The organism is Sinorhizobium terangae, assembly GCF_029714365.1.
GTDB classification, from domain to species: Bacteria; Pseudomonadota; Alphaproteobacteria; order Rhizobiales; family Rhizobiaceae; genus Sinorhizobium; species Sinorhizobium terangae.
On the sequence record NZ_CP121659.1, the window covers coordinates 2,508,394 to 2,533,617 of the forward strand.

The 25,224-nt window shown below is 61.6% G+C and carries 21 protein-coding genes; 8 read left to right on the top strand and 13 right to left on the bottom strand.

What is annotated here, in order from left to right:
- Nucleotides 1-72 precede the first annotated feature (72 nt).
- From QA637_RS11965 to QA637_RS11990, 6 genes are all read right to left on the bottom strand, one after another.
- A complete protein-coding gene (locus QA637_RS11965) occupies nucleotides 73-1,299 on the bottom strand; it encodes a DUF2333 family protein (RefSeq protein WP_283061538.1) in 1,227 nt (408 codons plus the stop codon).
- Nucleotides 1,300-1,302: 3 nt separating this feature from the next.
- A complete protein-coding gene (locus tag QA637_RS11970; protein ID WP_153438963.1) occupies nucleotides 1,303-2,592 on the bottom strand; it encodes a DUF6638 family protein in 1,290 nt (429 codons plus the stop codon).
- Nucleotides 2,593-2,641: 49 nt separating this feature from the next.
- Nucleotides 2,642-4,558, bottom strand: a complete 1,917-nt coding sequence (locus QA637_RS11975) for an AAA family ATPase (RefSeq protein WP_283061540.1) — start codon at nucleotides 4,556-4,558, stop codon at nucleotides 2,642-2,644.
- A 2-nt stretch (nucleotides 4,559-4,560) separates the two neighbouring features.
- The gene (locus QA637_RS11980; RefSeq protein WP_153438967.1) at nucleotides 4,561-5,709 is read right to left on the bottom strand and encodes a hypothetical protein; all 1,149 of its coding nucleotides are present in this window, start codon (nucleotides 5,707-5,709) and stop codon (nucleotides 4,561-4,563) included.
- A 61-nt stretch (nucleotides 5,710-5,770) separates the two neighbouring features.
- Entirely contained in the window at nucleotides 5,771-6,859 is a 1,089-nt protein-coding gene (locus QA637_RS11985; RefSeq protein WP_153438969.1) for a coiled-coil domain-containing protein, read from the bottom strand.
- Between the two features lie 235 nt (nucleotides 6,860-7,094).
- The gene (locus tag QA637_RS11990; RefSeq protein WP_153438971.1) at nucleotides 7,095-7,682 is read right to left on the bottom strand and encodes a thymidine kinase; all 588 of its coding nucleotides are present in this window, start codon (nucleotides 7,680-7,682) and stop codon (nucleotides 7,095-7,097) included.
- Nucleotides 7,683-8,049: 367 nt separating this feature from the next.
- On the opposite strand from QA637_RS11990, the gene QA637_RS11995 reads away from it, so the two are divergent.
- From QA637_RS11995 to ade, 7 genes are all read left to right on the top strand, one after another.
- A complete protein-coding gene (locus tag QA637_RS11995; RefSeq protein WP_153439161.1) occupies nucleotides 8,050-9,006 on the top strand; it encodes a choline ABC transporter substrate-binding protein in 957 nt (318 codons plus the stop codon).
- 184 nt (nucleotides 9,007-9,190) lie between these two features.
- Nucleotides 9,191-10,036: a choline ABC transporter permease subunit gene (gene choW, locus QA637_RS12000; RefSeq protein ID WP_184108865.1), complete on the top strand. Its 846-nt coding sequence runs from the start codon at nucleotides 9,191-9,193 to the stop codon at nucleotides 10,034-10,036.
- Nucleotides 10,033-11,082, top strand: coding sequence for a choline ABC transporter ATP-binding protein (gene choV, locus QA637_RS12005; protein ID WP_153438972.1), 1,050 nt, complete (start codon nucleotides 10,033-10,035; stop codon nucleotides 11,080-11,082). Before choW ends, choV begins: the two co-directional genes overlap by 4 nt.
- A 91-nt stretch (nucleotides 11,083-11,173) precedes the next feature.
- Nucleotides 11,174-11,917, top strand: coding sequence for a HugZ family pyridoxamine 5'-phosphate oxidase (locus QA637_RS12010; RefSeq protein ID WP_153438974.1), 744 nt, complete (start codon nucleotides 11,174-11,176; stop codon nucleotides 11,915-11,917).
- Nucleotides 11,918-12,037: 120 nt separating this feature from the next.
- Nucleotides 12,038-12,379: an ArsR/SmtB family transcription factor gene (locus tag QA637_RS12015; RefSeq protein WP_153438976.1), complete on the top strand. Its 342-nt coding sequence runs from the start codon at nucleotides 12,038-12,040 to the stop codon at nucleotides 12,377-12,379.
- A gap of 215 nt (nucleotides 12,380-12,594) precedes the next feature.
- A complete protein-coding gene (gene aptA / locus QA637_RS12020) occupies nucleotides 12,595-13,923 on the top strand; it encodes an omega-aminotransferase AptA (protein ID WP_153438978.1) in 1,329 nt (442 codons plus the stop codon).
- Nucleotides 13,924-14,011: 88 nt separating this feature from the next.
- On the top strand, nucleotides 14,012-15,709 hold the full coding sequence (gene ade / locus QA637_RS12025) for an adenine deaminase (protein WP_283061542.1): 1,698 nt from the start codon (nucleotides 14,012-14,014) through the stop codon (nucleotides 15,707-15,709).
- Between the two features lie 3 nt (nucleotides 15,710-15,712).
- On the opposite strand, the gene bglA is transcribed toward ade, so the two are convergent.
- The 4 genes from bglA to QA637_RS12045 form a co-directional block, all read right to left on the bottom strand.
- Nucleotides 15,713-17,359: a beta-galactosidase BglA gene (gene bglA / locus QA637_RS12030; RefSeq protein WP_283061543.1), complete on the bottom strand. Its 1,647-nt coding sequence runs from the start codon at nucleotides 17,357-17,359 to the stop codon at nucleotides 15,713-15,715.
- A 187-nt stretch (nucleotides 17,360-17,546) separates the two neighbouring features.
- On the bottom strand, nucleotides 17,547-18,980 hold the full coding sequence (der, locus tag QA637_RS12035; protein ID WP_153438984.1) for a ribosome biogenesis GTPase Der: 1,434 nt from the start codon (nucleotides 18,978-18,980) through the stop codon (nucleotides 17,547-17,549).
- Between the two features lie 124 nt (nucleotides 18,981-19,104).
- Nucleotides 19,105-19,773, bottom strand: a complete 669-nt coding sequence (locus tag QA637_RS12040; protein WP_153438986.1) for a tetratricopeptide repeat protein — start codon at nucleotides 19,771-19,773, stop codon at nucleotides 19,105-19,107.
- Nucleotides 19,774-19,862: 89 nt separating this feature from the next.
- A complete protein-coding gene (locus QA637_RS12045) occupies nucleotides 19,863-20,450 on the bottom strand; it encodes an NnrU family protein (protein WP_153438988.1) in 588 nt (195 codons plus the stop codon).
- 146 nt (nucleotides 20,451-20,596) lie between these two features.
- Between QA637_RS12045 and QA637_RS12050 the strand changes: the two genes are divergently transcribed.
- Entirely contained in the window at nucleotides 20,597-21,601 is a 1,005-nt protein-coding gene (locus tag QA637_RS12050; RefSeq protein WP_153438990.1) for a polysaccharide deacetylase family protein, read from the top strand.
- A 10-nt stretch (nucleotides 21,602-21,611) separates the two neighbouring features.
- Here QA637_RS12050 and sbmA read toward each other — a convergent pair whose 3' ends face one another.
- The 3 genes from sbmA to map all read right to left on the bottom strand — a co-directional run bounded on the left by sbmA (nucleotide 21,612) and on the right by map (nucleotide 25,175).
- Nucleotides 21,612-22,874 (bottom strand): peptide antibiotic transporter SbmA, encoded by a 1,263-nt coding sequence (gene sbmA, locus QA637_RS12055; protein WP_153438992.1) that lies wholly within the window; start codon nucleotides 22,872-22,874, stop codon nucleotides 21,612-21,614.
- 166 nt (nucleotides 22,875-23,040) lie between these two features.
- Entirely contained in the window at nucleotides 23,041-24,171 is a 1,131-nt protein-coding gene (locus QA637_RS12060; protein ID WP_153439163.1) for an MFS transporter, read from the bottom strand.
- Between the two features lie 254 nt (nucleotides 24,172-24,425).
- Nucleotides 24,426-25,175 carry a type I methionyl aminopeptidase gene (map, locus tag QA637_RS12065; protein ID WP_153438994.1) on the bottom strand — a complete coding sequence of 250 codons (750 nt, stop codon included), beginning with the start codon at nucleotides 25,173-25,175 and terminating at the stop codon, nucleotides 24,426-24,428.
- Nucleotides 25,176-25,224 lie beyond the last annotated feature (49 nt).

Consider the following 25,224-nt stretch of genomic DNA (forward strand, 5'->3'; position numbering starts at 1 on the left):
GCACGCCCATCCGCCTCCTCCGCGAAAATGGGCGCGCTTTGTTTCTGCGTGCTTACGCTTGCACGCCGCGCGTCATCGGGCAAGGATATCGCGCATTTCCACCAGGTTGGACCGCACGCGAAGGATGTAGAAGCCCATCGTCGCCAGATGCGTCGGCATGATCCAGCCATCCTCGCGACCGTTCGAGATGATGAGCGGCTGGATGTTCAAGGCGGCGCGCAGCTGCCGGATCGTCTCCGTCCAGATCGGCGTCAGGCCGCGCTGCGCCACCACATTCTCGAAGTCGGCACCGGCCGCGGAAAGAATGCCGTAGTAGCCATAGAGCTGGCCGAAGGCGAACCAGAAGCGGTCGTCGGCGCGCGTGTCGAACCAGCCGCCGTTGTGGAATTCGGAGCGTTCGCGGATGATTGCCGAGGTGTTGCCGAGATCGTTGGCGATGCGGTCGAGGAACTCGACCATGTTGTCGGACCGCCCGTCGAAGATCGCCTCGCACTTGCCGAGCGAAACATTGAACTTCCTGAAATCGTGCATCGCCGCCCGATAGAAGCTCGGCGTCGGCGTCTTGGGTCCGAACGGGTTGATGCCGAAATACCAGGTCTCCTCGTCGAACTGGATGTTGCCGCGCGCGCTTTGCAGGTCGTTGTTGATGCCCGACGTGCCGCGGACGCGTCCGAGCGAATCCACGAGCTCCACCGAGGTGCGGCGTATCGCCTGGTTGATGCCGCGCTGGAACGACGCCTTGTTGTCGAGCCAGGGCGTATCGTCCCAGTCCATCCCGAAGAGGCCGAGCTCGTAGAGCAGCATCGAGGATATCCAGGCATTCTGGTTGACATTGTAGTCGATGAGATCGGCTGCTACGTCGACGATCGCCGAGGTCTGGCAAACCGTTCCTGCCGGCAGCTGCGCGACGGCGAGCGCCTCGGTCGTGTTGGCCTCGCCCGATGAACCGACTGCGGCAGCCTGGTCGCCAGTAGTCCCTGGATTTGGCTGCCCCGGCGTGGTTGCGCCGGGACCGCTTACCGGCGACCCTGCCGGCACCTTGCGCTCGGCGAGCTTGTAGCGATCGACATAGTCTGGATTGAAGTTGGTCCAGGCCTGCGTCTGCCAAATGAAGTAGCCGTAGAACAGGATAAGACCGAGCAGGACGAGGCCGACCGGGCCCTTGATGATCCAGCTTCTCGCCCGATACCAGTTGCCGAGTGCGACGAAGGGCCAGAGGAGCCAGGCCACCGCCAGGCCGATGCCACGGCCGATCGCCGTGAAGACACGCGAAAAAAACGCAACGATCGGATCGAACATGTCCTATTCCTCTTTGAGACCGTAAAGCTTGTGGCGGAAAGCGGCCTTGTCCTTGAGATACGTGCTGGTCAGCGTCGCGACAACATATTCCCGGAACTTTTCGCCGTAATGCTCGTAGGCGTCATAGAATCCCTGCTTGTCGAACACGAAGCGGGAGACGAAGTCGCGCGGGACGAGCTGCGATATCAAGCGGTTCACCAGCCATTGATCGGGATGCATCGGTGCGGCGCGCACGAGCAGGAAGCGATGTTCCGGCGGGACCTCCGCCATGGTGATCGTGCCCGTTGCCGCAAGCATGCGAGCCATTTCCTGAAGGAAGGGGTATGTCCCGTCGCGCGACACGATCGCCGCGTTGCGGTGGATCCAGGTCTGCAGCCAGATCCGGTCGGCACCCATGAGATCGGCAGTCGGATCGGCAGCGTTGATCAGCCCGCGAATGATCATGTCTGCCCGGTGCTGGAACAGCCCGGATTCCTGCACCCAGGAGGCCTGCGGCAGTTGCAGCCGGTTGGTCCGGGCGAGAAACTCGTAGATGCGGGCGTGATCGTTGATGGCAATGTAGGCCACCTGCCACGGCCGCGACCGCCTGAAACCGGGCACCGAGGGATCGCAGATCACCGTCGTCGTCTTCTGGTCGAGGAAGACATAGACGCCGCCGAAGTGATTGGCCCAGAAGGCCTCATGGCGGAAAACGAGTTCGTTCGGCACCAGCGCGTTCTGCCGGATGTCGCCGGTCACCTTTGCCAGCTCCACCATCCGGTTCAGCATGGCGTCGTCGGCCCAGGCGGTCGGTACCTTCTTCAATCGGTCCACCAGTTCCCTGAGCTCGGTTGCCTTGCCTAGCATGTCTTCCGCCGAAAGGACCCGAAAACGAACCTCGTTGATCGAAAGCAGGTCGTCGATGTCCTCGACCACCGAAACCGAATCCTCGATCTCGCCGTAGAGCGCATCCTTGATGGTCACCGCGTTGATCGCGCGGCTGTTGGCGTTGAAGAATTCATGCATCAGCGCCGCGGTGTTGGAGAAACTCGTATGAACGACCGGGAGGTCCGCCTGCGCCGGCGTCAGGATGATAAAGCGCCGATTGACGCGGTTCGGGTCGAGATAGTCGCGATCCCCGAGTTCGTCGGCGATCTCCGGCGAGAAACCGGTCATATCGATGCTGAAGTGATCGAGCGCCGTCGGTTTCAGGCCCAAGCCCTGCAGCGCCTTGTTGTAGCGCGCGACGAGATGCGGCTCGGCTATGTCGAGCAGCCGCCCATAGATCAGTTCCGCTTCGAGGAGGCGTTTCATACGGAAATGCTCCGCGCGTTGGCGCTGGAGCGTTCCTTATGCTCTTCGCTCATGCCTGCCACCTGCCCTCGCGCTTCATGGTCTCGATTTCGCGGATCGCCTTCTCCCGCTGGCGCTCGCGGCGGATGATCTCGCCGACCGCCGCATCGTCCGACTTGTCGGTGTAGCGGAACTCGCTGTCGGCGTAGCGGTTGATTTCCTGCAGCACCATCTCGATCGTGATCGGGCCGCGCAACTCCTCGATCATCGCCTTCTTCTCGTCGTAGGACTTGTGCATGAAGGCGCCGGCATCCTTGAACCAGTCGTCGGGCAGTTCAACGTCCATCGCCCGCATCTTGATCGCATCGGTGATGTTCCTGATCGCCCGGCCGGTAAAGCGCGGTTCGGCTTCCTTGATCATGTGCAGATAGGCGCCGACGTCGGCGAGCGTGGCAATCTTGCCCTTTTCCTTCTCGTAGCGCTCCCAAACGGCGGCGAGCCCCTCCTCCTGCGGCTGTGAATGGGCCACGTAGGACTTTGACACCGCGCGCTCGATCTCCTGGCCGGCATAGAGATCGTGCTGACCAAGCGGGATCTTGTGGTTCTTGCCGACAAGCAGCGCAAAGATGTCGATATAGTCGCCTTCCGTCTGGGGCCCGTCGACAAGCCAACGCGCCCCCGCGCGCTGACGCAACGCGTCGTCGACGTCCTCCGGGTAGTTCGAGAACATGCCGAACGTGCAGTTGCCGCGCACCACGGTCGACGCACCGGCGAAACTCTCCATCAGCACCGCCGTCACCTCATGCTGGCCGGCCGAAGCGCGGTCGTCGGAGCGCCTCGCCGCCACCTGGTCGACATCGTCGATCGTGCCGAAGCCGATCGCCCGAGGATTGATGACGTTGTTGACGAATTCCTTGCAGTTCTGGCCGGACTTTCCCTGGTAGGAGGAGATCTGGTCGACTCCGAAGTTCTCGTAATGGAAAGCGTAGCCGGCAACGCCGCAGTAATCGTGGAGCATTCCGGCGAGCATCTGGATGAGAATGGTCTTGCCGGTGCCCGGCATTCCGTCGCCGATGAAGGTGAAGAGGAAGCCGCCAAGTTCGACGAAGGGATTCATCTGCCGGTCGAAGTCGTAGGCCATCAGCATCTTGGCAAGCTTCAGCGCCTGGTACTTCGCAATGTGGTTGCCGATGATTTCTTCCGGCTTCTTGAAGGTCATCACCAATGGCTTGCGCTTCTGCCCAGGCGCAATGTCGAAACCGTTCAGGGTGAAGTCGTCCTGGTCGAGCCGGATATGGACGTTTTCGAAGCTCTGGAGGCCGGTGAACCGCGCCTTGCGGGCGATCAGTCCTTCGATCGTGGCGCGTGAAAAGGCGCGCGTCCGGGCGGTCAAGGCAAGATCGTCCTGGGCGCCAGCAATGCTGCGGTCGAGTCCCGCAACCATGCTCTTCAGCGCATCCTGGGGCGTATCGAAGAGAAAGTCGGGCTCTGCGGCATCATCGACCGGTTCGCCCTCTCCCTGCAGGGTGGCACCCAGATAGGCCGCGAGCGTGAAGGCGGCGATATAGGCGGCGGCCGAAAGCAGTGCCTTGAATTGGCCTACCTCCTCGCCGCCGAGCGGCGCCGTGGCGTTGCGCGCCTGCAATTGCTCGAGATTCGTCTGCCGCGCGAAGACGTCGGCCACGGCAAGCGCCACCTGGATGCCGCGGCGCGTCCGGTAGAGGACGGCATGCTGGGCGGGCGACAGGAGCGGATCGGCGCCACGCACCGACTGGATCGTGCGCTGAAGCTCGACCTCGCGGCTGCGGCGCTGGCTGCCGGTCGAAACGGTCGAGACAAAACGACGGCCGGTGCCCGCGAGCGGCGTCCCTCTGGATGTATCTTCCCGTTCGAGGATGATCAGCTTGGTGACAAGGCTCTGGGCTGTCGCCTGATGTTTGGCGATATCGTCTTCGTGCAGCGTCGTCAGGCCGGTATTCAGCGTCATCGTCAAACCTCGCTCACCACCTGGTTGCCGGAAATCACGTGCACTTTGTAGTCTCCGAAGACCGCACCCGCCTCCCCTTCGGCGTAAAGCGCCTGATAGGCGTCGTGCGGCACGAGCGCATGCTTCTCATAGGAGCTGACGCCCATCCGTGCAGCCTCCAGGTTGTCCGTGTCTATGTGGAATTCCTCCTGCGCCGGCGTCGAGGACCAGAAGCCGCGCTCCGCAGGGCGTTCGGCCTTGGAGAAGACCTCCTGCACCGTCCAGGTCAAAAGCCAGGCATTTTCGGCCTTCCGGACCTTCGAGAGGATATCGTTGACCCGGGCGTTGTTCTCGGTGATCCCGGCCGAATAGAACGGGCCGAGCACGATGCGCCGAAGCTGTTTCGGGTGAAGCTCCGGGAAATCCTTGTCGAGATTGGTCGCGATCGTCACCGGCGTCAGCGAATAGGCGCTGTTCTTCGAGGCGAAGTCATCGAAGCGGCTCGCAAGGTCGGGATTGAGGAGCCCGCCAACCGGCAGCGGAATCTCGACGTCCGGGTTGAGCTTGCCTTCACGGGTGACCAGCATTTCGACGATGTTTTCCGATGAATCCTCGATCGTCGCCATGTAGACCATGGGGAGCGTCTGGGTGCCGTCGAAGGCGCCCCAGGAGACGACGTAATAGGGCCGCATCGTCTTCGAATTGACGGCGACCCGGATCGTCTCCGGCAGGATGAACGGCGAAAAGATGTCGCCCTTGCCGATCTGCTCGAGATAGAGCCTTTCCGCCATGCGGGCCTGCAATGCCTCGGGAAAGGCCTTCTGCCTGAGGATGAAATCGGCCATTTCTTCGCGGAGCGCATCGGCCGCGGGAATGCTCGCCAGACGCTTTTCCGCGCTCTGCCGGTCGTTTTCCAGTTCGAGCACGTTCTGGAACACCGGGAAGCCGCTTTCGGCGCGCGAAATCCGGAACCGCTCGACGAAGCCGATGCGGTTCTCCCAGCAGGCGATCGATGCCTTCAGACGGGCGAGATAGGGAACGATCACCTCCCCGACCACCGTATTCTGATAGAGCGGTGAGTTGCGGTCGCCGAGAAACAGTTCAAGCCCCGCCAGCGCGGATCGGATGGAACTGAAATATTGCCGTACGGCTGCGGATGCGGCGGTGTTCATGCCTAATCCCTCGGCGAGCGCCGAAAGGCGGTCGCAAATCTTGTCATTGCCGCCTTGCCGATCACTGCTTCACGTAGTTTGCCGCATTGTGCTTGTCCATCACCGTTTGGAAGCGACGGGCGAAGGCGTCGTCGGCAAGCTTCTTGCGCCGCTGGATATCCTGCGTCGCGAGCATGTTCTTTTCATGCATTTCGAGAAGGTCGCCGATGTGACGCTGCGCCGCCGCGCCGATCCCGGCCATGGTTTCCTCGGCCGCGGTGTCGACCTGGCTCCCGAGCGTGTTGATCCTGTGGGCGACGTCCTGCTGCGCCGCCGTCTTCAACGAGTCCTCCAGCGATTTGTAGAGCACGATGCGCTGTTCGGTATCGATCGTCAGCTTGTTGATCAGCGTATTCTGCGCCGCGATCTGATTGTTGAGGGAATCGACGAAGGTCTGGAACATCGACGTGTAGCGTTCGAGCGTCTGGCTCTCTGCGAGCAACTCCTGCTCCTTGGCCTGCTTCTCGTTATATTCGGTCGCGAGCGTCGAGCGCTCGCCCTCGAGTCCAGTTCTCGTCTTCTGGTCGGTCGACGCGGCGATCCTGTTCTCGATGTCGAGCAACAGTGGATTGAGTTCCTCGATGCGCTTCTGCGTCTCCTCAAGCGCTGCCATCGTCCCCTTGCGGCGGTCGATCACCTTGATAAGGCTCTGCTCGGAGGTCTTGTAGCGCTGGTCGAGGATCGCCCTCTGCTCCTTGAGGATGCCAACGATGGTGTCGGACTTGACGAGAAGTTCCTGCAGGTTCCCGGCAAGCGACATGTTGCGCACGCGATCGGTCCTGAGGCGCTGCATCTTCTGCTTGGAGAATATGCCGATGAATTTCTCATAGCCGGTATAGCTTTTCATGCTTTCAAATTCGGAGCCGAAGACGTTGGTCGCATCCTCAAGCCCGATGATCAGATCGGCAATGTTGGCTTCCATCACCTTCTGCTGATTGATCACGTCCTGAATGCGGGCGTTCTCGATGTCGAAATTGACGTCACCGAGTTTGGTGTCGGCCTTGGCGAACTGGTCGAGGACAACGCCAGATTGCTCAAGCTTGCCGCGCATCTCCTGGACGACATTCTTCGTCTTTTCGATTTCTGCGGCAAAATTCTGAAGAGTCGCCATACTTTCCCCCTTTAACCCGGCCCCTTGATCGGGACGGTCACCCGCATCGCGTGCCGAATTATTCAGCTTTCGATTGCAGTTATATAAAGGATGTTTGGCCGGTCAGGACAAGTATAGCACACACGCTTTTTTGCGCGGGCGCCCGCACAGGCGCAAGCGGTGGCGGTGGCCGTCTATCGTGCAGCCGAAGTGTCCGTGAGATTGGCGATCACGTCGGGAATTTCGGCGGGCTTCTTCAGCCGTCGCGCATCCGGTCTTCCCAGTGACGGCGGCAATAGGGGACGTATTTCTCGTTGCCGCCGACATCTACCTGCGCGCCCTCGCGCACAAGGTTGCCGGCGCCGTCGAGGCGCACGACCATCGTCGCCTTGCGCCCGCAATGGCAGATTGTCCTGACTTCGCGCAACTCGTCAGCGATCGCAAGCAGCGCCATGGAACCGGGAAAGAGCTTGCCCTGGAAGTCGGTTCTGAGGCCATAGGCCATCACCGGAATGCCGAGGCGGTCGGCAACGCGCGCAAGCTGCCAGACCTGATCTTCGGCGAGAAATTGCGCCTCGTCCACGAAGACGCAGGCGATCTCGCCCGAACCGTCACCGTTCAGGCGATCGACCAGGGCGTAGAGATCGTCATCACCGCTGAACGGGATCGCGTCCGAGGCCAATCCGATGCGCGACGAGATGCGGCCGGCTCCGGCGCGGTCATCGAAGGCGGCAATCAGCATGACGACGCGCATGCCGCGCTCCTGATAGTTATAGGAGGCCTGCAGCAAAAGCGTGCTTTTGCCGGCATTCATCGTCGCATAGCTGAAATAGAGTTTGGCCATATTCCCCGTCTCCGGACTTCCTGCAGCGCCGCGCGTCCTAATCAGACGCGCAAGCTGCAGCAGTCCGCTTCATGACGGGGCTTGCGGCCGATGGCCAGAGCGGGTCGGCACGACCCACAGATTTTCGCTTCGGCGCGTTTCCCCAAAACCGCGTAGCTGGGCGAAGCATGACGACAACTGGTGCGCGCCGGTGCAAGCGCGTGGCGAAAAATGGCTTTCTTTTCTTGGATATTGCGACATCCGGCGTCGCATTGTGCATCCCGTCAATGTATTGACGCAATACACTTCCTTCGGCATCAAGGCGCTTGAATTCAAGCTCCATTGGTGTTTGGCTAAAACAATAAATACAGGCAGGGGAACGACAATGATGACAAGCATACGCTCTCTCAAATTCATGCTGGCTGGTGCCGTCTGCATGGCAGCCCTGACCGCCGGAAATGCCGTCGCGGCCGAGCCGGAAAGCTGTGGAACCGTCCGTTTCTCCGATGTCGGCTGGACGGACATTACGGCAACGACCGCAACGGTGACCACGATACTCAAGGGCCTCGGCTACGAGACTGACGTGAAGGTCCTGTCGGTTCCCGTCACCTATACCTCGCTGAAGAACAAGGACATCGATGTCTTCCTCGGCAACTGGATGCCGACAATGGAAGCCGACATCGCGCCCTATCGCGAGGACAAGTCGGTCGAAACCGTGCGCGAGAACCTCGAAGGCGCCAAGTACACGCTCGCCACCAACGCCAAAGGCGCGGAACTCGGGATCAAGGATTTCAAGGATATCGCCACACACAAGGATGAACTGGACGGCAAGATCTACGGTATCGAACCGGGCAATGACGGCAACCGTCTGATCATCGACATGGTCGACAAGGGAACCTTCGATCTCAAGGGTTTCGAGGTGGTCGAGTCCTCCGAGCAAGGCATGCTGGCGCAGGTCGCCCGCGCTGAGAAGGACGGCGAGCCGATCGTCTTCCTCGGGTGGGAGCCGCACCCGATGAACGCCAATTTTAAGCTCACCTATCTGTCGGGCGGCGATGATATCTTTGGTCCGAACTTTGGCGGCGCGACGGTGCTGACCAATGTGCGTGCCGGCTACACGACCGAATGCCCGAACGTCGGCGCCCTGCTGAAGAACCTGAAGTTCTCGCTCCAGATGGAAAACGAGATCATGGGCAAGATCCTGAACGACGGCGAAGAGCCGGAGGCAGCTGCGGCGGCATGGCTCAAGGCCAATCCGACGGTAATCGACCCCTGGCTTGCCGGTGTGACCGCCAGGGACGGCGGCGACGGAATGGCTGCGGTCAAGACCGCCCTGGGTCTCTGATCGACCAGAGGGCCGTGTGTCCTGCAGCACGCATAGAGGTCGCTGTAGCACCCTGAAGTGCTGCACGTTTCACCCTTCAATCGGTCCGGTTTGAGGAAACATGCAGCGGGCGGGGTACCACCCCGCCTTTTTTCACCGCTTCGCGCGATCCGGTTTTTGACCCTGACAAGAGGGATCCAAGCTCGTGGAATTTCTGACTGAATACCGCATCCCCATCGGAGGCTGGGCCAAAGCGTTCGTCGACTGGCTGACAACCAATTTCGAACTGTTCTTCGATCAGCTCGCAAATTTCCTGTCGGCGGTCGTGGCCGTCCTGCTCTACATCCTCCAGACCCCTCATCCGCTCATCGTCGTCGCGGTCGTCACGGCGCTCGCCTGGTGGTTCCGCCGCTCGCTCGGGGTGACGCTCTTCACCGGTCTTGGGCTTCTCTTGATCGTCAACCAGGGCTACTGGAAGGAAACGACCGAAACTCTAGCGCTGGTTCTCGCGGCAAGCTTCGTGAGCATGGCTGTCGGCGTTCCGCTCGGCATTGCCGCAGCCCGCCGCGCGTGGGTCTATGCCGTCATGCGCCCCATTCTCGACCTGATGCAGACGATTCCGACCTTTGTCTATCTCATCCCGGCGCTGATCCTCTTCGGCCTCGGCATGGTTCCAGGCCTGATCGCCACCGTCATCTTCGCCATTCCCGCGCCGATCCGGCTCACGCGCCTCGGCATCATCTCGACGCCGCCTTCCCTGGTTGAGGCGGCCGAATCCTTCGGCGCGACGCCGTGGCAGGTATTGCGCAAGGTGGAGTTGCCCTTTGCGACGCCGCAGATCATGGCCGGCCTTACCCAGACGATCATGCTTTCCCTGTCGATGGTGGTCATCGCCGCGCTCGTCGGCGCCAACGGTCTCGGCGTTCCGGTGCTTCGCGCCTTGAACTCGGTCAATGTCGCCAAGGGTTTCGAGGCTGGTCTTTGCATCGTTATCCTCGCGATCATCCTCGACCGCCTGTTCCGCTCGTCCGATGAAGGAGAAAGCGCATGACGGACGCGGTTGTTTTCAAGAATGTCGACATCATCTTCGGCAAGAGCCCGCAGACCGCTCTGCAAATGGTCGACCAGGGAAAGAGCCGCGACGAGATCGGCGCCGCCACGGGTCTTGTGCTCGGCGTCGCCGGGGCTTCGCTGACGATCAACGAGGGCGAAATCCTGGTCCTGATGGGCCTCTCCGGTTCCGGCAAGTCGACGCTGCTCAGAGCTGTCAACGGCCTTGCACCCGTGGTACGCGGCGACGTCGAGATCAAAACGGCAAACGGTTCTCTGAACCCCTATCGCTGCACGGCGAAGTCGCTGCGCGACTTCCGCATGCATACGGTCTCCATGGTGTTTCAGCAGTTCGCGCTTCTTCCCTGGCGCACGGTTGCCGACAATGTCGGCTTCGGTCTCGAACTCGCAGGCATGCCTGAGGCAGATCGCAAGAAACGCGTCGGCGAACAGCTCGATCTGGTCAACCTGACGAAATGGGCGGACCGGAAAGTCAACGAGCTTTCGGGCGGCATGCAGCAGCGCGTCGGACTCGCCCGCGCCTTTGCGACAGGCGCGCCGATCCTGCTGATGGATGAACCGTTCTCGGCGCTCGATCCGTTGATCCGCACCCGCTTGCAGGATGAGTTGCTCGAATTCCAACGGCGGCTGAAGAAGACGATCATCTTCGTAAGCCACGATCTCGACGAAGCCTTCCGCATCGGAAACCGCATCGCCATCATGGAGGGCGGGCGCATCATCCAGTGCGGGACACCGCAGGAAATTGTGAAAAGCCCGGCAAACCAGTACGTCGCCGATTTCGTCCAGCATATGAACCCGATCACCATGCTGATGGCCAAGGACGTCATGCGCACCGGCGTCGAACGGGACGCGACAATTGCCGGCGTGACGGCGACGGCGAAACCGACGACTCCCCTCGTCGACATCCTTGATGCAATGTCCCGCCAGCCGGGCAGCATCGGCGTGGTCGACAACGGCTCGGTGGTCGGCACGATCGACGCGCAAAACATTGTCGAAGGCCTGACGCGCCACCGCAACAAAAGTTGACGCGACACGCCGAACGGCCAATAAAGCCCGGAGCAACCGCTTCGGGCTTTATTATTTGTCTGGAGTGACAAGCGGCGAAAGGAAGGCGGTCATGAGCGAAAAACCCAACGTTTTGCGCGAAACCGATGATGAGGCCCGCAAGCTCGCCCGGGTGTTGCTTCGCTCAGCGAAAAGCGCCTCGCTCGCCGCGATCGAACCCGAAAGTGGCGGCTTCCCCTTCGTCAGCCGTGTGCTGATCGGCATCGACATCGATGGCGCGCCGGTCATTCTCGTCTCGCGGCTGGCAACGCACACGCAGGCGCTGCTCGCCGACCGGCGCGCGTCGCTTCTGACCGGAGAGCCCGGCAAGGGCGATCCGCTCGCCCACCCGCGCCTCACCGTTCAGTGCGAGGCGGAAGAGGTCCCACGTGACTCCGAGGCCCATGTCCGCATCCGCGCGCGCTTCGTCCGCCGCCATCCCAAGGCAAAGCTCTATGTCGACTTTCCCGATTTCGGCTTCTTCCGGCTGAACCCATTGAGGGCAAGCCTCAACGGTGGCTTCGGACGCGCCTACGCACTGACGGCCGAGGACCTCGCCATAGCCTCGCCCGCCGTCGCTGAACTCGCCGAAATGGAGGAGAGCGCGATCGAACACATGAATACTGACCACGTCGACGCCGTGAATCACTACGCGACCGTCCATTGCCGCGCGCCGGACGGTGACTGGAAGATCGTCGGTATCGACGCGGCCGGCCTCGATCTCTTCGACGGCGAGCGGTTGAAACGCCTCGAATTCGAAGCACCGATCCAGGAAACGATGGAATTGCGGCCGCTTCTGAAAAAACTTTACCGTTAACCGCTGCCTAGCTACCCCCATTTTTCGCAGTGGGTAGTTGCCCTTTCATGCATCACGTCTAATTATCGTGCTTCAATCAATCATAACTACGTGTGATGTAATTTTCGCATGGAGCACGCAATGCAGCCCCTTCCGCCTGAAAAACACGAGGACGCCGAAATAGCAGCCGGTTTCCTTTCGGCCATGGCAAATCCTAAACGCCTCCTCATCCTTGACTCTCTCATCAAGGAAGAGCTGGCGGTCGGCGCCTTGGCCAACAAGGTCGGGCTGAGCCAGTCGGCTCTTTCCCAGCACCTTTCGAAGTTGCGCGCCCAAAATCTGGTAAGTACCCGACGTGACGCCCAGACGATTTATTATTCGAGTTCCTCTGACGCGGTCATGAAGATCTTGGGCGCCCTCGCAGAAATCTACGGCGAAGGCAATGCCGTGGAAGAAAAAGTCCTCGTCCGCAAATCGGCGTAGTCTCCCAATACGTCCGTCACGCTGGACGCGTCATGAAGCCCCCACGAGCAATCGCGCGGGGCTTATATTTTTTCGAGCCCCGAAAACGCCGGTCGTCTCCTCGCGCCGTAGAAGCCGCAGGCTTGACGCTATCAGGCGCGCTGATAGTTTGACCAAAGGGTAAAAGAATCCAGTCGCATCGCCAGCAAGTCAGAATTCGCGGAGGAGAACAGCACATGTCGAACCGATTGAACACAACGCCGAACGATCTGCGCGCCTTCTGGATGCCGTTCACGGCAAATCGGCAATTCAAGAAGGAGCCGCGCCTCTTCGTCGGCGCCAAAGACATGTACTACACGACCCATGATGGGCGCACGGTGCTGGATGGAACAGCCGGCCTCTGGTGTGTCAATGCGGGTCACTGCCGGCCCAAGATCACCGAAGCGATCCGCGAGCAGGCCGGCGAACTCGACTACGCGCCGGCTTTCCAGCTTGGCCATCCGAAAGCCTTCGAACTGGCGAACCGACTGGTGGACATCGCGCCCGAGGGCATGAACCATGTTCTCTACACGAACTCGGGTTCGGAATCGGTCGACACGGCGCTCAAGGTCGCGCTCGCCTATCATCGCGCAAAGGGCAATGGCTCCCGCTTCCGGCTGATCGGCCGCGAGCGTGGCTATCATGGCGTCAACTTCGGCGGCATCTCGGTCGGCGGCATCGTCGCCAATCGCAAGATGTTCGGCACCCTGCTCACCGGCGTCGATCACCTGCCGCATACCCATCTCCCGGCAAAGAATGCTTTCACCCGAGGTGAACCGGAGCACGGCGCCGACCTTGCGACCGAACTGGAACGGATCGTCACCTTGCATGACGCTTCCACGATCGCCGCCGTCATCGTCGAGCCCGTTGCCGGCTCCACCGGCGTGCTCATCCCACCGAAGGGCTATCTCCAGAAGCTACGCGAGATCTGCACCAAACACGGCATCCTCCTGATCTTCGACGAGGTCATCACCGGTTTCGGCCGCCTCGGCACGCCCTTCGCAGCGCAGTATTTCGACGTGAAGCCAGATATCATCACGACCGCGAAAGGCATCACCAACGGCGTGATCCCGATGGGCGCGGTCTTCGTGACCTCGGAAATCCACGACGCCTTCATGACCGGGCCGGAGCATCTGATCGAGTTCTTCCACGGCTACACCTATTCCGGCAACCCGATCGCCTCCGCTGCCGCACTCGGCACGCTCGATACCTACAAGGAGGAAGGCTTGCTCACGCGGGCCGCCGAGCTCGCGTCCTATTGGGAAGAAGCTCTGCATTCGCTCAAGGACTGCCCGCATGTCATCGACATCCGCAACATCGGACTGATCGGCGCAATCGAACTGGAGCCGATCGCCGGAGAACCGACGAAGCGGGCATTCTCCGCCTTCTTGAAGGCCTATGAGAAAGGGCTGCTTATCCGCACGACCGGCGACATCATCGCCTTGTCGCCACCGCTCATCATTCAGAAACAGCAGATCGACGAATTGTTCGACAAGCTGCGCGACGTTCTGAAGAATAACATCTGAGCTTCGGCATCACGCTTTCTCAAGCCCTTTCCCCGCAAGCGGGGAGAGGGTTATTGTCATGAATTAATATAGAAAGCGGAGCGTGGGCATGTCCGAGATGTTGGAACGTATCATCGATCAGGGCGTCGGCCGCACCCCGGCTGACATCGTGCTCAAGGGCGGCCGTTTCTTCGATCTCGTCACCGGCGAACTGATTGCTTCCGACATCGCCATTTGCGGCGACCGCATCGTCGGCACTTACGGCGATTATCAGGGGCGCGACGAAATCGACATCGCCGGGCGCATCGTCGTTCCGGGTTTTATCGATACGCATCTGCATATCGAATCCTCGCTTGTCACCCCGCATGAGTTCGACCGCTGCGTGCTACCGCTCGGCATAACGACAGCGATCTGCGATCCGCACGAAATCGCCAACGTCCTTGGCACCGAGGGCATCCAGTTCTTCCTCGATTCGGCGGTGGAAACGATCATGGACATCCGTGTTCAGCTTTCGTCCTGCGTGCCCGCAACACATCTCGAGACGGCTGGCGCCGACCTGCCGATCGAGCGCCTGCTGCCCTTCCGCCACCATCCGAAGGTGATCGGGCTCGCCGAGTTCATGAATTTTCCCGGCGTCGTCCACAAGGATCCCGTCTGCCTGGCCAAGCTCGATGCATTCCAGGGGGGCCACATCGACGGTCATGCGCCGCTTCTCTCCGGCAAGGAGCTGAACGGCTATCTCGCTACCGGCATCCGCACTGATCACGAGTGCACGACGGCGGACGAGGCGCTCGAAAAGCTCCGCAAGGGCATGCACATTCTCGTGCGCGAAGGCTCCGTCTCGAAGGACTTGCATGCCCTGATGCCGATCATCACCGAGCGGCTGTCGCCCTACCTCGCACTCTGCACCGACGACCGCAATCCGCTCGATATCGCCGAACAGGGCCATCTCGATCACATGATCCGCACCGCGATCGCCGGCGGCGTCGAGCCTCTGGCGATCTATCGCGCTGCCTCGGTTTCCGCCGCCCGCGCCTTCGGCCTCAGGGACCGCGGCCTTGTCGCGCCCGGCTGGCGCGCCGACCTCGTCGTTATCGACAGCCTGGAGAACTGCAAGGCCGAGATCGTGTTTTCCGCGGGCCGACGGGTAACGGATGCGTTGTTCGCGACGCGCACGCCAGTCGAGCCGGTCGGGCTCGACAGCGTCAAGGCTGGCCAAGTCAAAGCCGCCGATTTTGCGGTTCCCTACACGCAAGGCCAGACCTCGGTGATAGGCGTCCTGCCCGGCAAGATCATCACCGAACACCGCCGCTTCCACCTGCCCGCTGAAGGTAACCAGACGGGGCTGGACCTCGGCCAGGACATCATCAAAGTGGCCGTCATCGAGCGTCACGGCGTCAACCGCAACCACGCCAACGGCTTCGTCCAGGGTTTTGGACTGAAGAAGGGGGCGATCGCCTCGACCGTCGGCCATGACAGCCATAATATCTGCGTCGTCGGCGTTAACGAGGAGGACATGGCGCTCGCGGCCAATCGGCTCGGCGAGATCAAGGGCGGCTTCGTCGTTGTCGACGGCGGCAACATCACGGGCGAAATCGCCCTCCCCGTCGCGGGCCTCATGAGCCTTGAACCCTACGACCGCGTGCGCGACACCCTGCATCACCTGCGCCAAGCCGCCTTCGCTCTCGGCGCGACGCTGGAGGAGCCCTTCCTCCAACTCGCCTTCCTGCCATTGCCGGTGATCCCGCACCTGAAGATCTCGGACAAGGGCCTGGTCGATGTGGATACGTTCACGCTGATCGGCTGACAGTCACCGCAACCGGCCGCAGAAGACGTCGCGCGCGGAAAGCGCGATGACGTCGTCGAGCCAGACGGGTGCGAAGCCGGGCATCGGAACGGCCTCGTGAACAATCACATCGGCGGGGAGCCGCACCTCCTGCGGTTCCCGCGTGAGGTTGAACACGAACAGCAAGCGTTCGCCATTCTTCTCCCTCGTGAAAGCTAGGATGTCCTGGTCGAAGGTGAGAAACGCCATGTCACCGTCGAGCAGCGGTTCCTGCGTCCGGCGAAAATCGAGGGTTCGGCGATAATGCTCCAGCACCGATCCCGGAACGCCCTCCTGCGCATCGACGGCGAGCAACCGCTGTTCGTCGCGGACCGGCAGCCAGGGTGTCCCGAGGGAGAAGCCCGCATTGGGCAATTCCTTTTCCCATACCATCGGTGTACGGCATCCGTCGCGGCCCTTGAAGGCCGGCCAGAAGCGGATTCCGTAGGGGTCGCGCAGTTCCTCGAAAGCAAGTTCCGCCTCCGGCAATCCCAGTTCCTCTCCCTGGTAAAGGCAAATCGACCCGCGCAACGCAGCAAGCAGACAGATCGCGAGCTTGGCCACCCGTTCCCGCTCGGCTTCATTGTGTGCGAACCGGCTGACATGGCGGATCACATCGTGGTTGGAAAAGGCCCAGCAAACCCAACCGTCGGCGACCACCGCCTGAAAATTCTCGACGCAGCGGCGGATATGCCTTGCCGTCAGTTCGGGGCCGAGAAAATCGAAGGTGTAGCACATATGCAGCTTGTCGCGGCCACCGGTGTAGGCGGCGACCGTCCTCAATGAACGGCGGCCGTCGCCCACTTCGCCGACCGTTGCGCGAGCGCTGTATTCATCGAGCATCGCCCGCAATCGGCGCAGGAAGCCGACGTTCTCCGGTTGGGTCTTATCGTAGAGATGGTCCTGCATGCCATAGGGATTGACATCCGGCGCATCGTGGCTCGTTGCGTCCGGATCTGGAACGAGCGGCGGATTGTCCCTGAGGTTCCGGTCGTGGAAATAGTAGTTGGCGGTATCGAGCCGGAAGCCGTCGACGCCGCGGTCGAGCCAGAAGCGGACGGTCGAGAGCACGGCCTCCTGGACCTCCGGATTGTGGAAGTTGAGGTCTGGCTGCGACGACAGGAAATTGTGCAGGTAATATTGCCTGCGGACGCCGTCCCATTCCCAGGCCGGGCCGCCGAAGATCGAAAGCCAGTTGTTCGGCGCCGTCCCGTCGGGTTTCGGGTCGGCCCAGACATACCAGTCGGCCTTGGCATTGGTCCTGCTCGACCGGCTCTCGAGGAACCACGGATGACGATCGGAGCTGTGCGAAATCACCTGGTCGATGATCACCTTCAGCCCGAGGCGATGCGCCTCCGCGAGCATCGCGTCGAAATCGGCAAGCGTGCCGAACATGGGATCGACGTCGCAATAGTCGGAGACGTCATAGCCCATGTCGGCCTGAGGTGACTTGAAGAAGGGCGACAGCCAGATCGCATCGACACCGAGCGAGGCGATATGGGGAAGCCGCCCCGTGACACCGCGAAGATCGCCGATACCGTCGCCGTCAGTATCCTGAAAGGAGCGCGGGTAGACCTGATAGATCACCGCGCCGCGCCACCAGTCGTCCGCTGATCTCGATGCTATCGCCATCGGCAAATCTCCTCGTTTCGGCTGTCTGCAAGCAGATGTATCTTTGCGAGTTCTTTGAGTAAACGACGATGGTGATATTCACTCGCCGGGCGTCCGCGCGAGCGCGATCCGGAAATCGAGGGCGTATGGCCGGCACGCGTCGTTGACTGCGCGGGACAAGTTGCCGGCGAGGCTCGCCGGCTCCCGATCAGCGCTTCTTGCGTGCCTTTGATTCGTAGGGATTGTCCGACGCGCGGAAATGCACCCGGATCGGCACGCCCGGCATGTCGAAGTCGTTGCGAAGCCCGTTGATCAGATAGCGGGTGTAGGATTCCGGCAGCGCCTCGGGACGCGTGCAGGAGATCATGAAGCCCGGCGGGCGGGCCTTTACCTGCGTCATGTATTTGAGCTTGAGGCGGCGCCCGGAAACGGCCGGCGGCGGATGCTGCACCTGCTGAGACTCGAGCCAGCGGTTGAGCCGGGCCGTCGAGATGCGCCGGTTCCAGACCTTGTCAGTATCGATGATCGCCTGCATTAGCCGGTCGAGCCCATAACCCGTATGGCCGGAAATCGGCACCGCACGGATGCCGCGCGCCTGCGGCAGGAGGCGCTCGGTCTTTTCACGAAGATCGGCGAGCACCGCTTGCCAATCCTCGACAAGGTCCCATTTGTTGAAAGCGAGCACAGCCGCCCGCCCCTCGCGCAGGACCAGATCGACGATCTGCAGGTCCTGCTTCTCGAAAGGGATCGTGGCGTCGAAGACGACAACCACGGTCTCGGCGAAGCGGATTGCTCTCAGCGCATCGGCGACCGAGAGCTTTTCAAGCTTCTCCTGGACCTTGGCCTTGCGGCGCATGCCGGCCGTGTCGAACATCTTGATCGTGCGGCCGCGCCATTGCCATTCGACGGAGATCGAGTCGCGCGTGATGCCCGCCTCAGGCCCGGTCAGCAACCGGTCCTCGCCGAGGAAACGGTTGATCAGCGTCGACTTGCCGGCATTCGGCCGTCCGACGATCGCCACGCGCAGGGGCTTCGTCTCGTCGTAGGCAGGCTCGGCATCCTCGTCCTCGGCCCCCTCGCCCGGAGCGGTTGGGCGAATGTCGACATCGGTCACCGCCACGTCTTCCCTGGGCGGAAAGGCCCTCTCCTCGCCGAGCGCTGCGACAATGGCATCGCGCAGGTCGAGCATGCCCTCGCCGTGTTCTGCCGAAATCGGGCAAGGATCGCCGAGGCCGAGTGTGAAGGCGTCGTAAAAGCCGCCATCGGAGCCGCGCGCTTCCGCCTTGTTGGCGACGACGATAACGGGCTTGCCGCGACGGCGCAGCATCTCGGCGAGCGTTTCGTCCGCCGGGGTCAATCCCGCCTTTGCATCGATCACGAACAGCGAGAGATCGGCCTCGTCGATCGCCGCCTCGGTCTGCGCCCACATCCGCCCCTGCAGGCTTTCGGGCGCCGATTGTTCGAGGCCGGCCGTATCGATGATGCGAAACTTGAGGTCGACGAGCTTCGCGTCGCCGGGGCGCCGGTCACGGGTCACCCCCGGCGTATCGTCGACAAGCGCCAGCTTCTTGCCAACCAGACGGTTGAACAAGGTGGACTTGCCGACATTGGGGCGCCCGACGATGGCGACGGTAAAACTCATCTCGAAATTCCGTTTCCGCTCTTACAGCGCCGTGCATCCTTTAGGACGCACAAAGGACGCTGTAACTCTTTGAGTCTACGCATCGTGCTTTCCGAAAATCGGGTCCGATTTTCGGGCCGATGCGCTAGGCTTTTCCGCTCGCCGCGATCACATCAAGCAGCATCTGCGCACGGCCCACGACCCCGCGCGGGCTCTCGGTGTCGTCGGTGATCTGCTGGAACCAGCTTTTCGCCTTGGCGAAGTCGCCGGCCTTGTAGGCCGCGAGGCCAAGCGCTTCCCGGGCGGAATGGCGCATCGTGTTTTGCGGAACGGCCAGTTGTTCGACCTCCGACGACACCTGCTCATAGGTTCCGTGGTCAACGAGCAGATAGGCGGCGCGCAGGCGCGCGGCGTCACGCAGCGCCGGCGGAATGCGCGTATCCTTGCCGATTTCGGAAAAGGCAGTGATCGCCGCCTCGGTCTCGCCCTTCTGCGCCTGAAGGGTCGCCGACCGCAGCCGGGCCAGCACCGGATAGGAGCCGTAGCCGTCCTTTTCCAAAGCCGTGAGCGCCGCGAGGGCCTCGTCCGACTTGTTATCCCGGGCGAGATTGAGCGCGGCGAGGAAGGCGTCTCCCGACTGTGACGAGGATGTTTCCTGCCAATAGTCGTAACCGACCTTACCGACGGTGCCGAGCACGATCAAGGCGGCGAGCGCGACGATCAGGCCGCCGAAGCGCATCCAGATGGCTTTCATCTGGTCCGAACGGAGTTCTTCATTGACCTCGCGGATAAAACTGTCGTCTTGGTTCGCCATGTCCCTGTGTTCCGGCTGCCCGGCCTTCATGCTGAGAATTTTGCGCCTTCTACCCGATTTTGCGCCGCTTGTAAGGGGGAGAAGATCATTTAGCCGATGGCGATGGGTGCCACGCCGATCACCAGTTCGTGCAGCTTCCAGACAATCGCGACGAAGAGTACGGCACCGAGGAGGATTGCGCCGACATCATAGCGATAGGAAGCAACGGTGGGATAACTGATCTCGCCGGCTCGCCAGCGCTTCTTCATGGAAATGCGGAGAACGACGCCCCAGGCCAGGAAGGCACCGAAAAGCAGGACGGACGAGGTCTCGCCATTGGCAAGCAAATGGGCAAACGCCCAGATCTTGATGGCGAGGATGGCCGGATGTTTCGTTGCGACACGGATCTTGCCGGCGGGCAGGAAGGCCGCGGCGAGACAGATGCAGGCGATCAGCATCAGCGTCAGGGCGATATGGGTGAGAAAGACCGGCGGCGTGTAGAGAATGCCGGTGGTCGAGCGCGCCTGGTCGAAACCGAAGGCGATAAGGGCGAGGCCAACGACCGCCGAAATGCCGTGGATCGCATGCCAGGTTCCAACACCCTTCCGCTCGATCACCGCCTTGCGCACGCCCGGTGCGAAGCTTCGAACGAGGTGGATGCCAAAGAAGATCACAATGCCCAGTATGAGAAGCGCCATGTTTCACCGATCGAAATTATTCATTTGTTTACCAAGCCATAGCGATATCGCTCGCGAATTTCCAGATGGATCAAAGGATTGCCGCAATCCTCAAGAAGGGACGGCACGAACAAATCCTTTACTGATTCTCCCAAGATGCCTCCCGAATGACGCGCCAGATCCTTGCTCTCTCCCTTTGCCTTTATCCCGCCCTCGCCACGGCCGAGCCGCTGCCGGCGCCCGACCCCACAGCGAACAAGCAGCTCATTATCGTCTCCTTCGACGGCGCGCACGACAACGCGCTGTGGGAGAAGAGCCTCGCCATGGCCAAGCGCACCGGCGCCCACTTCACCTATTTCTTGTCCTGCACATTTCTGATGACGAGAGCGGACGGCAAACAGATCTACAAGGCACCGGGCCAGAAGGCGGGACGCTCCAATGTCGGCTTCGCGCAAAGCCGCGAGGAGATCGCGACGCGCGCCGGCCATATCTGGCAGGCCCATCTCGATGGGCACGATATCGGCAGCCATGCCTGCGGCCATTTCGACGGCAAGGGCTGGAGCAAGACCGATTGGACGCGGGAATTTACGGCGTCCCGGGAGGCACTTGTCGATGCCTGGAAGAAGGCCGACAGGGCAGAGGCCGAGCCGCAAGGCTGGGCCGACTTTGCGACCAACGACGTCAAGGGCTTCCGCGCGCCCTACCTTTCGTTGAGCGACGGCCTGCTGCCAGCATTGAAGACATTCGGCTTCACCTATGACGCAAGCCTTGTGACCAAGGGGCCTGGGTGGCCGGCGGTGCAGGATGGCTTGCCGCGCTTCGGCCTGCCTCTCATTCCCGAAGGGCCGTCGCATCGGCCGGTGATCGGCATGGACTACAACCTCTTCGTCCGCCATTCGATGGGCGTCGAGAACAAGAAGAAGAGCTCCGTTTTCGAAGAACGTACGCTTGCGGCCTACCGCGATGCCTTCCGTAAGGAATATGACGGCGGCCGTGTGCCGCTTCAGCTCGGCTTCCATTTCGTCGAGATGAATGGCGGCGCCTATTGGCGCGCGCTCGACCGCTTCCTGACAGAGACCTGCGTCAAGCCGGATGTCGCCTGCGTCAGCTACGCGGAAGCGCTTCCCCTCATCGAGAGCGCAAAAAAGAAGGCGGATCGCTCCGCCTTCTGATGCCCGCCTCTTAAAGCGCCAGCTCTTCCTTGCCGCCAGCCTCGATGAACTGCTGGTCGATCTGCGGCAGCGGCTCCTCGTCGAGGATCGACTCGAAGGCACGCAGGCGCTTGTAGATCGAGAGAAGCTCGACGATCGTCGGCCACGAGTTGACGAGGTACTGGAACGAGGACGTTACCTGCCCGAATGCGCCGGAAATCTGGTTCAAGGCACCGAGCGAAATCCGGCCCGCGATGATCGACGGAGCCAGGATCAGCAACGAAAAGATGTTGTTGATCTGCAGGTAGAAGATGCGGGCGATATTGAAATAGAGATAATGGAAGTAAAGCCGGAAATAGTTCCGGCGAACATTGTCGAACAGATCGGCGACCGCCGGCGGTTGGGCGCGGTCGGCGTGATCCTCGCCATAGACGAGTTCCTTGCGGTAGGCGGCTTCCACCCGCTGATTGCGGAATTCCAGCCCCGGCAGCTTGATGCCGACGAGAGCCAGGAACACGGTGCCGAACAGCGACCAGAGTACGGCGGCCGTTACCAGCGGATAGGGAATGATGCCGACGATCGGAAGCTCGGTGACATTGGCTGATAGTCGGATCAGCACCGGCGTGAACGCGATCAGCGTCATGACGCTGTCGATCAGGCTGACACCAAGCCCCTCGACAGTGGTCGAGAAACGCATCGTGTCTTCCTGGACGCGCTGCGAGGCACCTTCGATGTGGCGAAGCCTGCCCCAATTGGCCATATAGTATTCGTTCATCGCCGTGCGCCAGCGGAAGATGTAATGGCTGACGAAGAACCGCGTCATGACTGCAACGGCGACGGCGACCATCGCAATCGCCAGGAATGTGCCGATTTCGCCATAGAACTGCTCAGCGGTCACGGTGGCCGACTTGGAGACCGCGGCCTGCACCAGATCCCAGAACGGGCCGTACCAGTTGTTGATCGCGACACTGACCTGAACCTGGAAATAGGTGACGAAAAGGATCAGCGCCGAGCCCAGGATGGACCAGGTCTGCCAGCGATGCGGGGAATAGACATACCAGAACGCCGTGAAGAGCCCGACGACGATGCCGAAGTAGATATAGAACCACACAAAGGCCGGCGACCAGAACGCCGAAATGCCGACGATCGGCGGCGCATCAACCGACAACGGGGGAAGGCCGAATACGGCGCCCAGGCTCTCGCCCCAGCCATACCAGAAGGCAATGGCTAACAGTGACCAGGCGACGACGGAAATGAAGAATTGCTTCGGCTGAGGGAAAAAGGATTGGAACAAGGTGCGGCACTCTCGCTTCTGAGGAGGGACAATGACTTGCCCCCTGATGTGCCGAAACTAGGGCAATTCGCCCTAGGCAACAATTAGGTAATGTGAATGTTACTGTTATTCATCAAGCTGCGCGCGTTCAAATTTTTCCTGCAGATCGGCCGGATGACCTTGGAAATCAACGATCCAGGGCGGCGCTGATCTTGCGCAACTCGATAACGACCACGCTTCCGCAGCAAAACAGAACCACGGCTGCCACGAGTGTCGGCAAGGTAAAATCGCCGGTTTGTTCGGCAAGCCAGCCGGCGACGAGAGGCCCGACGATCTGGCCGATGCCAAAGGCTGCCGTCATCAGGGCAAGCGCCCGGCGCGGGCTTTGTGGCGCAAGCCGCCGGCCGATCTGCAGGCCATAGGCGGTGATCATCATGAAGGTGGCGCCAAGCATCAGGCCGCCTACGAGCGGCGCGAAGGGCAAGGGCAACGAGACGGTCAGAACCAGCCCCGCGGCCTCCACCAGCAGGCCGATGGCGTAAACGCCCGCGAGCCCGAAGCGCGGCACCGCGAAGCGCCAGAGATAAACCGAGACCGCGGCGCTTGCACCCGTCAGCAGCCAAGCGAGGAATTCGACGCTGTGGCCGCCGCTGGCATCACGGGCCATGGCGACAAGAAACGTGGCGGTGATCACATAGCCGAAGCCGAAGAAGCCGTAGGTAAGCGTCATGGCCGTCAACGGCCGCGTCCACGTCAGCGGCCCTTCGCGTTCACCCCCGCTCGCGGCATGACGACCGCGCGGCAGCAGCGCAGCCACGACGACTGTGCCTACAAGCGCGACGAGCGCACCGGTGAACCAGTCGGCCTGCGACGTGGAAAAACCGGCTGAAGCGAGCGGCGCGGCCCAGACACAGATCGAGGAAAGGGCGATGCCGAGGCCGACGCCGCCGAAATGCACCGACGGTACATGCTCCGATCTGGCGCGCAGCCCCTCTCCCAGCACGATCCCTGAGATGAAGATCATCGCAAAGGCGCTGGCAAGACCGGCGAGGAAACGAATGACGGAGTAAGCGAGCACGGAGGTCGTCACCCCCATGGCGGCGAGCAGCAGCGTCGTCGCCACGAGTGCAGCGAGGCCGATCGCCCGTTCGCGACCATGAGCCCAGCCATAGGCCGCAAGCACGGCGCCGGCGAGATAGCCAACGAAGTTCGCCGACGCGATCAGTCCGGCATCTCGTGGCGAGAGCCCCGCATCCGCCATCATCGCCGGCAGGATCGGCGTGTAGGAAAACCGGCCGAATCCCATGGCGACCGCCATGGCGATGGCACCGGCGATCGCCGTTGCCGCGAGATTGCCGCCCGAGGCGGGATGCGCGAGAGACTCTTTGCTTGCCGGGTGCCCTGCCTTATGAAGGCCGGCACCGGCTTGCTTCGAAGGGACATGGTCGCGGTCCGGCAATTTGTGAAGCGTGCTCATGGTCGTCTTATTGCACCGCAGCAAGAAAACGACAAATGACTATATTTGAACGTCCTGTTGACGAAATCGAATGATCCACCGGATCGGGGTGTGCGTCACCCCGGCAGCGTCACGACCAGCGGCCCGCTGCGCGTGACGACGACGGTATGTTCATACTGCACGGTCGGCGCCCGCGGTTCGCTGTAGAGCGTCCAGTCGTCGTCTCCGCCTTCCGCCCAGTGGGCGCCCATCGACAGGAACGGCTCGACCGTGAAGACCATGCCATCGGTCATGTGCCGCCGCTCGGACGGGTCCGGCCAAGTGGCGATCTCGCCCGGCTCCTCATGCAGCGATCGGCCGATGCCGTGGCTTGCAAGATTGGTGACGAGCGAATAGCGGTTCTTGCGAGCAAAATCGCCAATGGCATTGCCGATCGCCGCCAAGGATTGACCAGGGCGTACCTGCTTCAAACCGACCCACATCGCGCGCTTGCCGTCGCGGCAAAGCCGGTCGATTGCCGCGGTCACCGGAGGCACCGGAAAGGAAGCTGCCGTATCGGCAAAGATCCCGTCCTTCTCGGCCGAAACGTCGATATTGACGAGATCGCCGGCGCGGATCACGCGGGCGCCGGGGATGCCGTGGGCGACTTCCTCGTTGACGCTGATGCAGGTCGCGCCGGGGAACTTGTAGCAAAGCTCCGGCGCCGAACGCGCGCCCGCATCCTCCAGTACCTTGCGGCCGATCGCGTCGAGTTCCGCCGTGGTGATGCCGGGTTCGAGGGCCGCGGTCATGGTCTGAAGCGCATTGGCGCAAATGCGGCCGATTTCCTTCAGCCGCTCAAGATCTTCGTCGTTGTTGAGGGTCATGGTGTCTCGCTTTCGCGGCCACATGTAGCGTGCCGACCCGGCATATGCC

Bases quoted from the DNA above. Each gene is read 5' to 3' on its own strand.
- QA637_RS11990 (WP_153438971.1), bottom strand. From the start codon at position 7,682: ATGGCCAAACTCTATTTCAGCTATGCGACGATGAATGCCGGCAAAAGC.
- QA637_RS11970 (WP_153438963.1), bottom strand. From the start codon at position 2,592: ATGAAACGCCTCCTCGAAGCGGAACTGATCTATGGGCGGCTGCTCGAC.
- QA637_RS12060 (WP_153439163.1), bottom strand. From the start codon at position 24,171: ATGGCGGTCGCCATGGGATTCGGCCGGTTTTCCTACACGCCGATCCTG.
- ade (WP_283061542.1), top strand. From the start codon at position 14,012: ATGTCCGAGATGTTGGAACGTATCATCGATCAGGGCGTCGGCCGCACC.
- QA637_RS12045 (WP_153438988.1), bottom strand. From the start codon at position 20,450: ATGGCGCTTCTCATACTGGGCATTGTGATCTTCTTTGGCATCCACCTC.
- QA637_RS12050 (WP_153438990.1), top strand. From the start codon at position 20,597: ATGACGCGCCAGATCCTTGCTCTCTCCCTTTGCCTTTATCCCGCCCTC.
- QA637_RS11980 (WP_153438967.1), bottom strand. From the start codon at position 5,709: ATGAACACCGCCGCATCCGCAGCCGTACGGCAATATTTCAGTTCCATC.
- QA637_RS11995 (WP_153439161.1), top strand. From the start codon at position 8,050: ATGACAAGCATACGCTCTCTCAAATTCATGCTGGCTGGTGCCGTCTGC.
- QA637_RS12010 (WP_153438974.1), top strand. From the start codon at position 11,174: ATGAGCGAAAAACCCAACGTTTTGCGCGAAACCGATGATGAGGCCCGC.
- der (WP_153438984.1), bottom strand. From the start codon at position 18,980: ATGAGTTTTACCGTCGCCATCGTCGGGCGCCCCAATGTCGGCAAGTCC.
- aptA (WP_153438978.1), top strand. From the start codon at position 12,595: ATGTCGAACCGATTGAACACAACGCCGAACGATCTGCGCGCCTTCTGG.
- QA637_RS12040 (WP_153438986.1), bottom strand. From the start codon at position 19,773: ATGGCGAACCAAGACGACAGTTTTATCCGCGAGGTCAATGAAGAACTC.
- QA637_RS11985 (WP_153438969.1), bottom strand. From the start codon at position 6,859: ATGGCGACTCTTCAGAATTTTGCCGCAGAAATCGAAAAGACGAAGAAT.
- choV (WP_153438972.1), top strand. From the start codon at position 10,033: ATGACGGACGCGGTTGTTTTCAAGAATGTCGACATCATCTTCGGCAAG.
- QA637_RS12015 (WP_153438976.1), top strand. From the start codon at position 12,038: ATGCAGCCCCTTCCGCCTGAAAAACACGAGGACGCCGAAATAGCAGCC.
- QA637_RS11975 (WP_283061540.1), bottom strand. From the start codon at position 4,558: ATGACGCTGAATACCGGCCTGACGACGCTGCACGAAGACGATATCGCC.
- map (WP_153438994.1), bottom strand. From the start codon at position 25,175: ATGACCCTCAACAACGACGAAGATCTTGAGCGGCTGAAGGAAATCGGC.
- bglA (WP_283061543.1), bottom strand. From the start codon at position 17,359: ATGGCGATAGCATCGAGATCAGCGGACGACTGGTGGCGCGGCGCGGTG.
- QA637_RS11965 (WP_283061538.1), bottom strand. From the start codon at position 1,299: ATGTTCGATCCGATCGTTGCGTTTTTTTCGCGTGTCTTCACGGCGATC.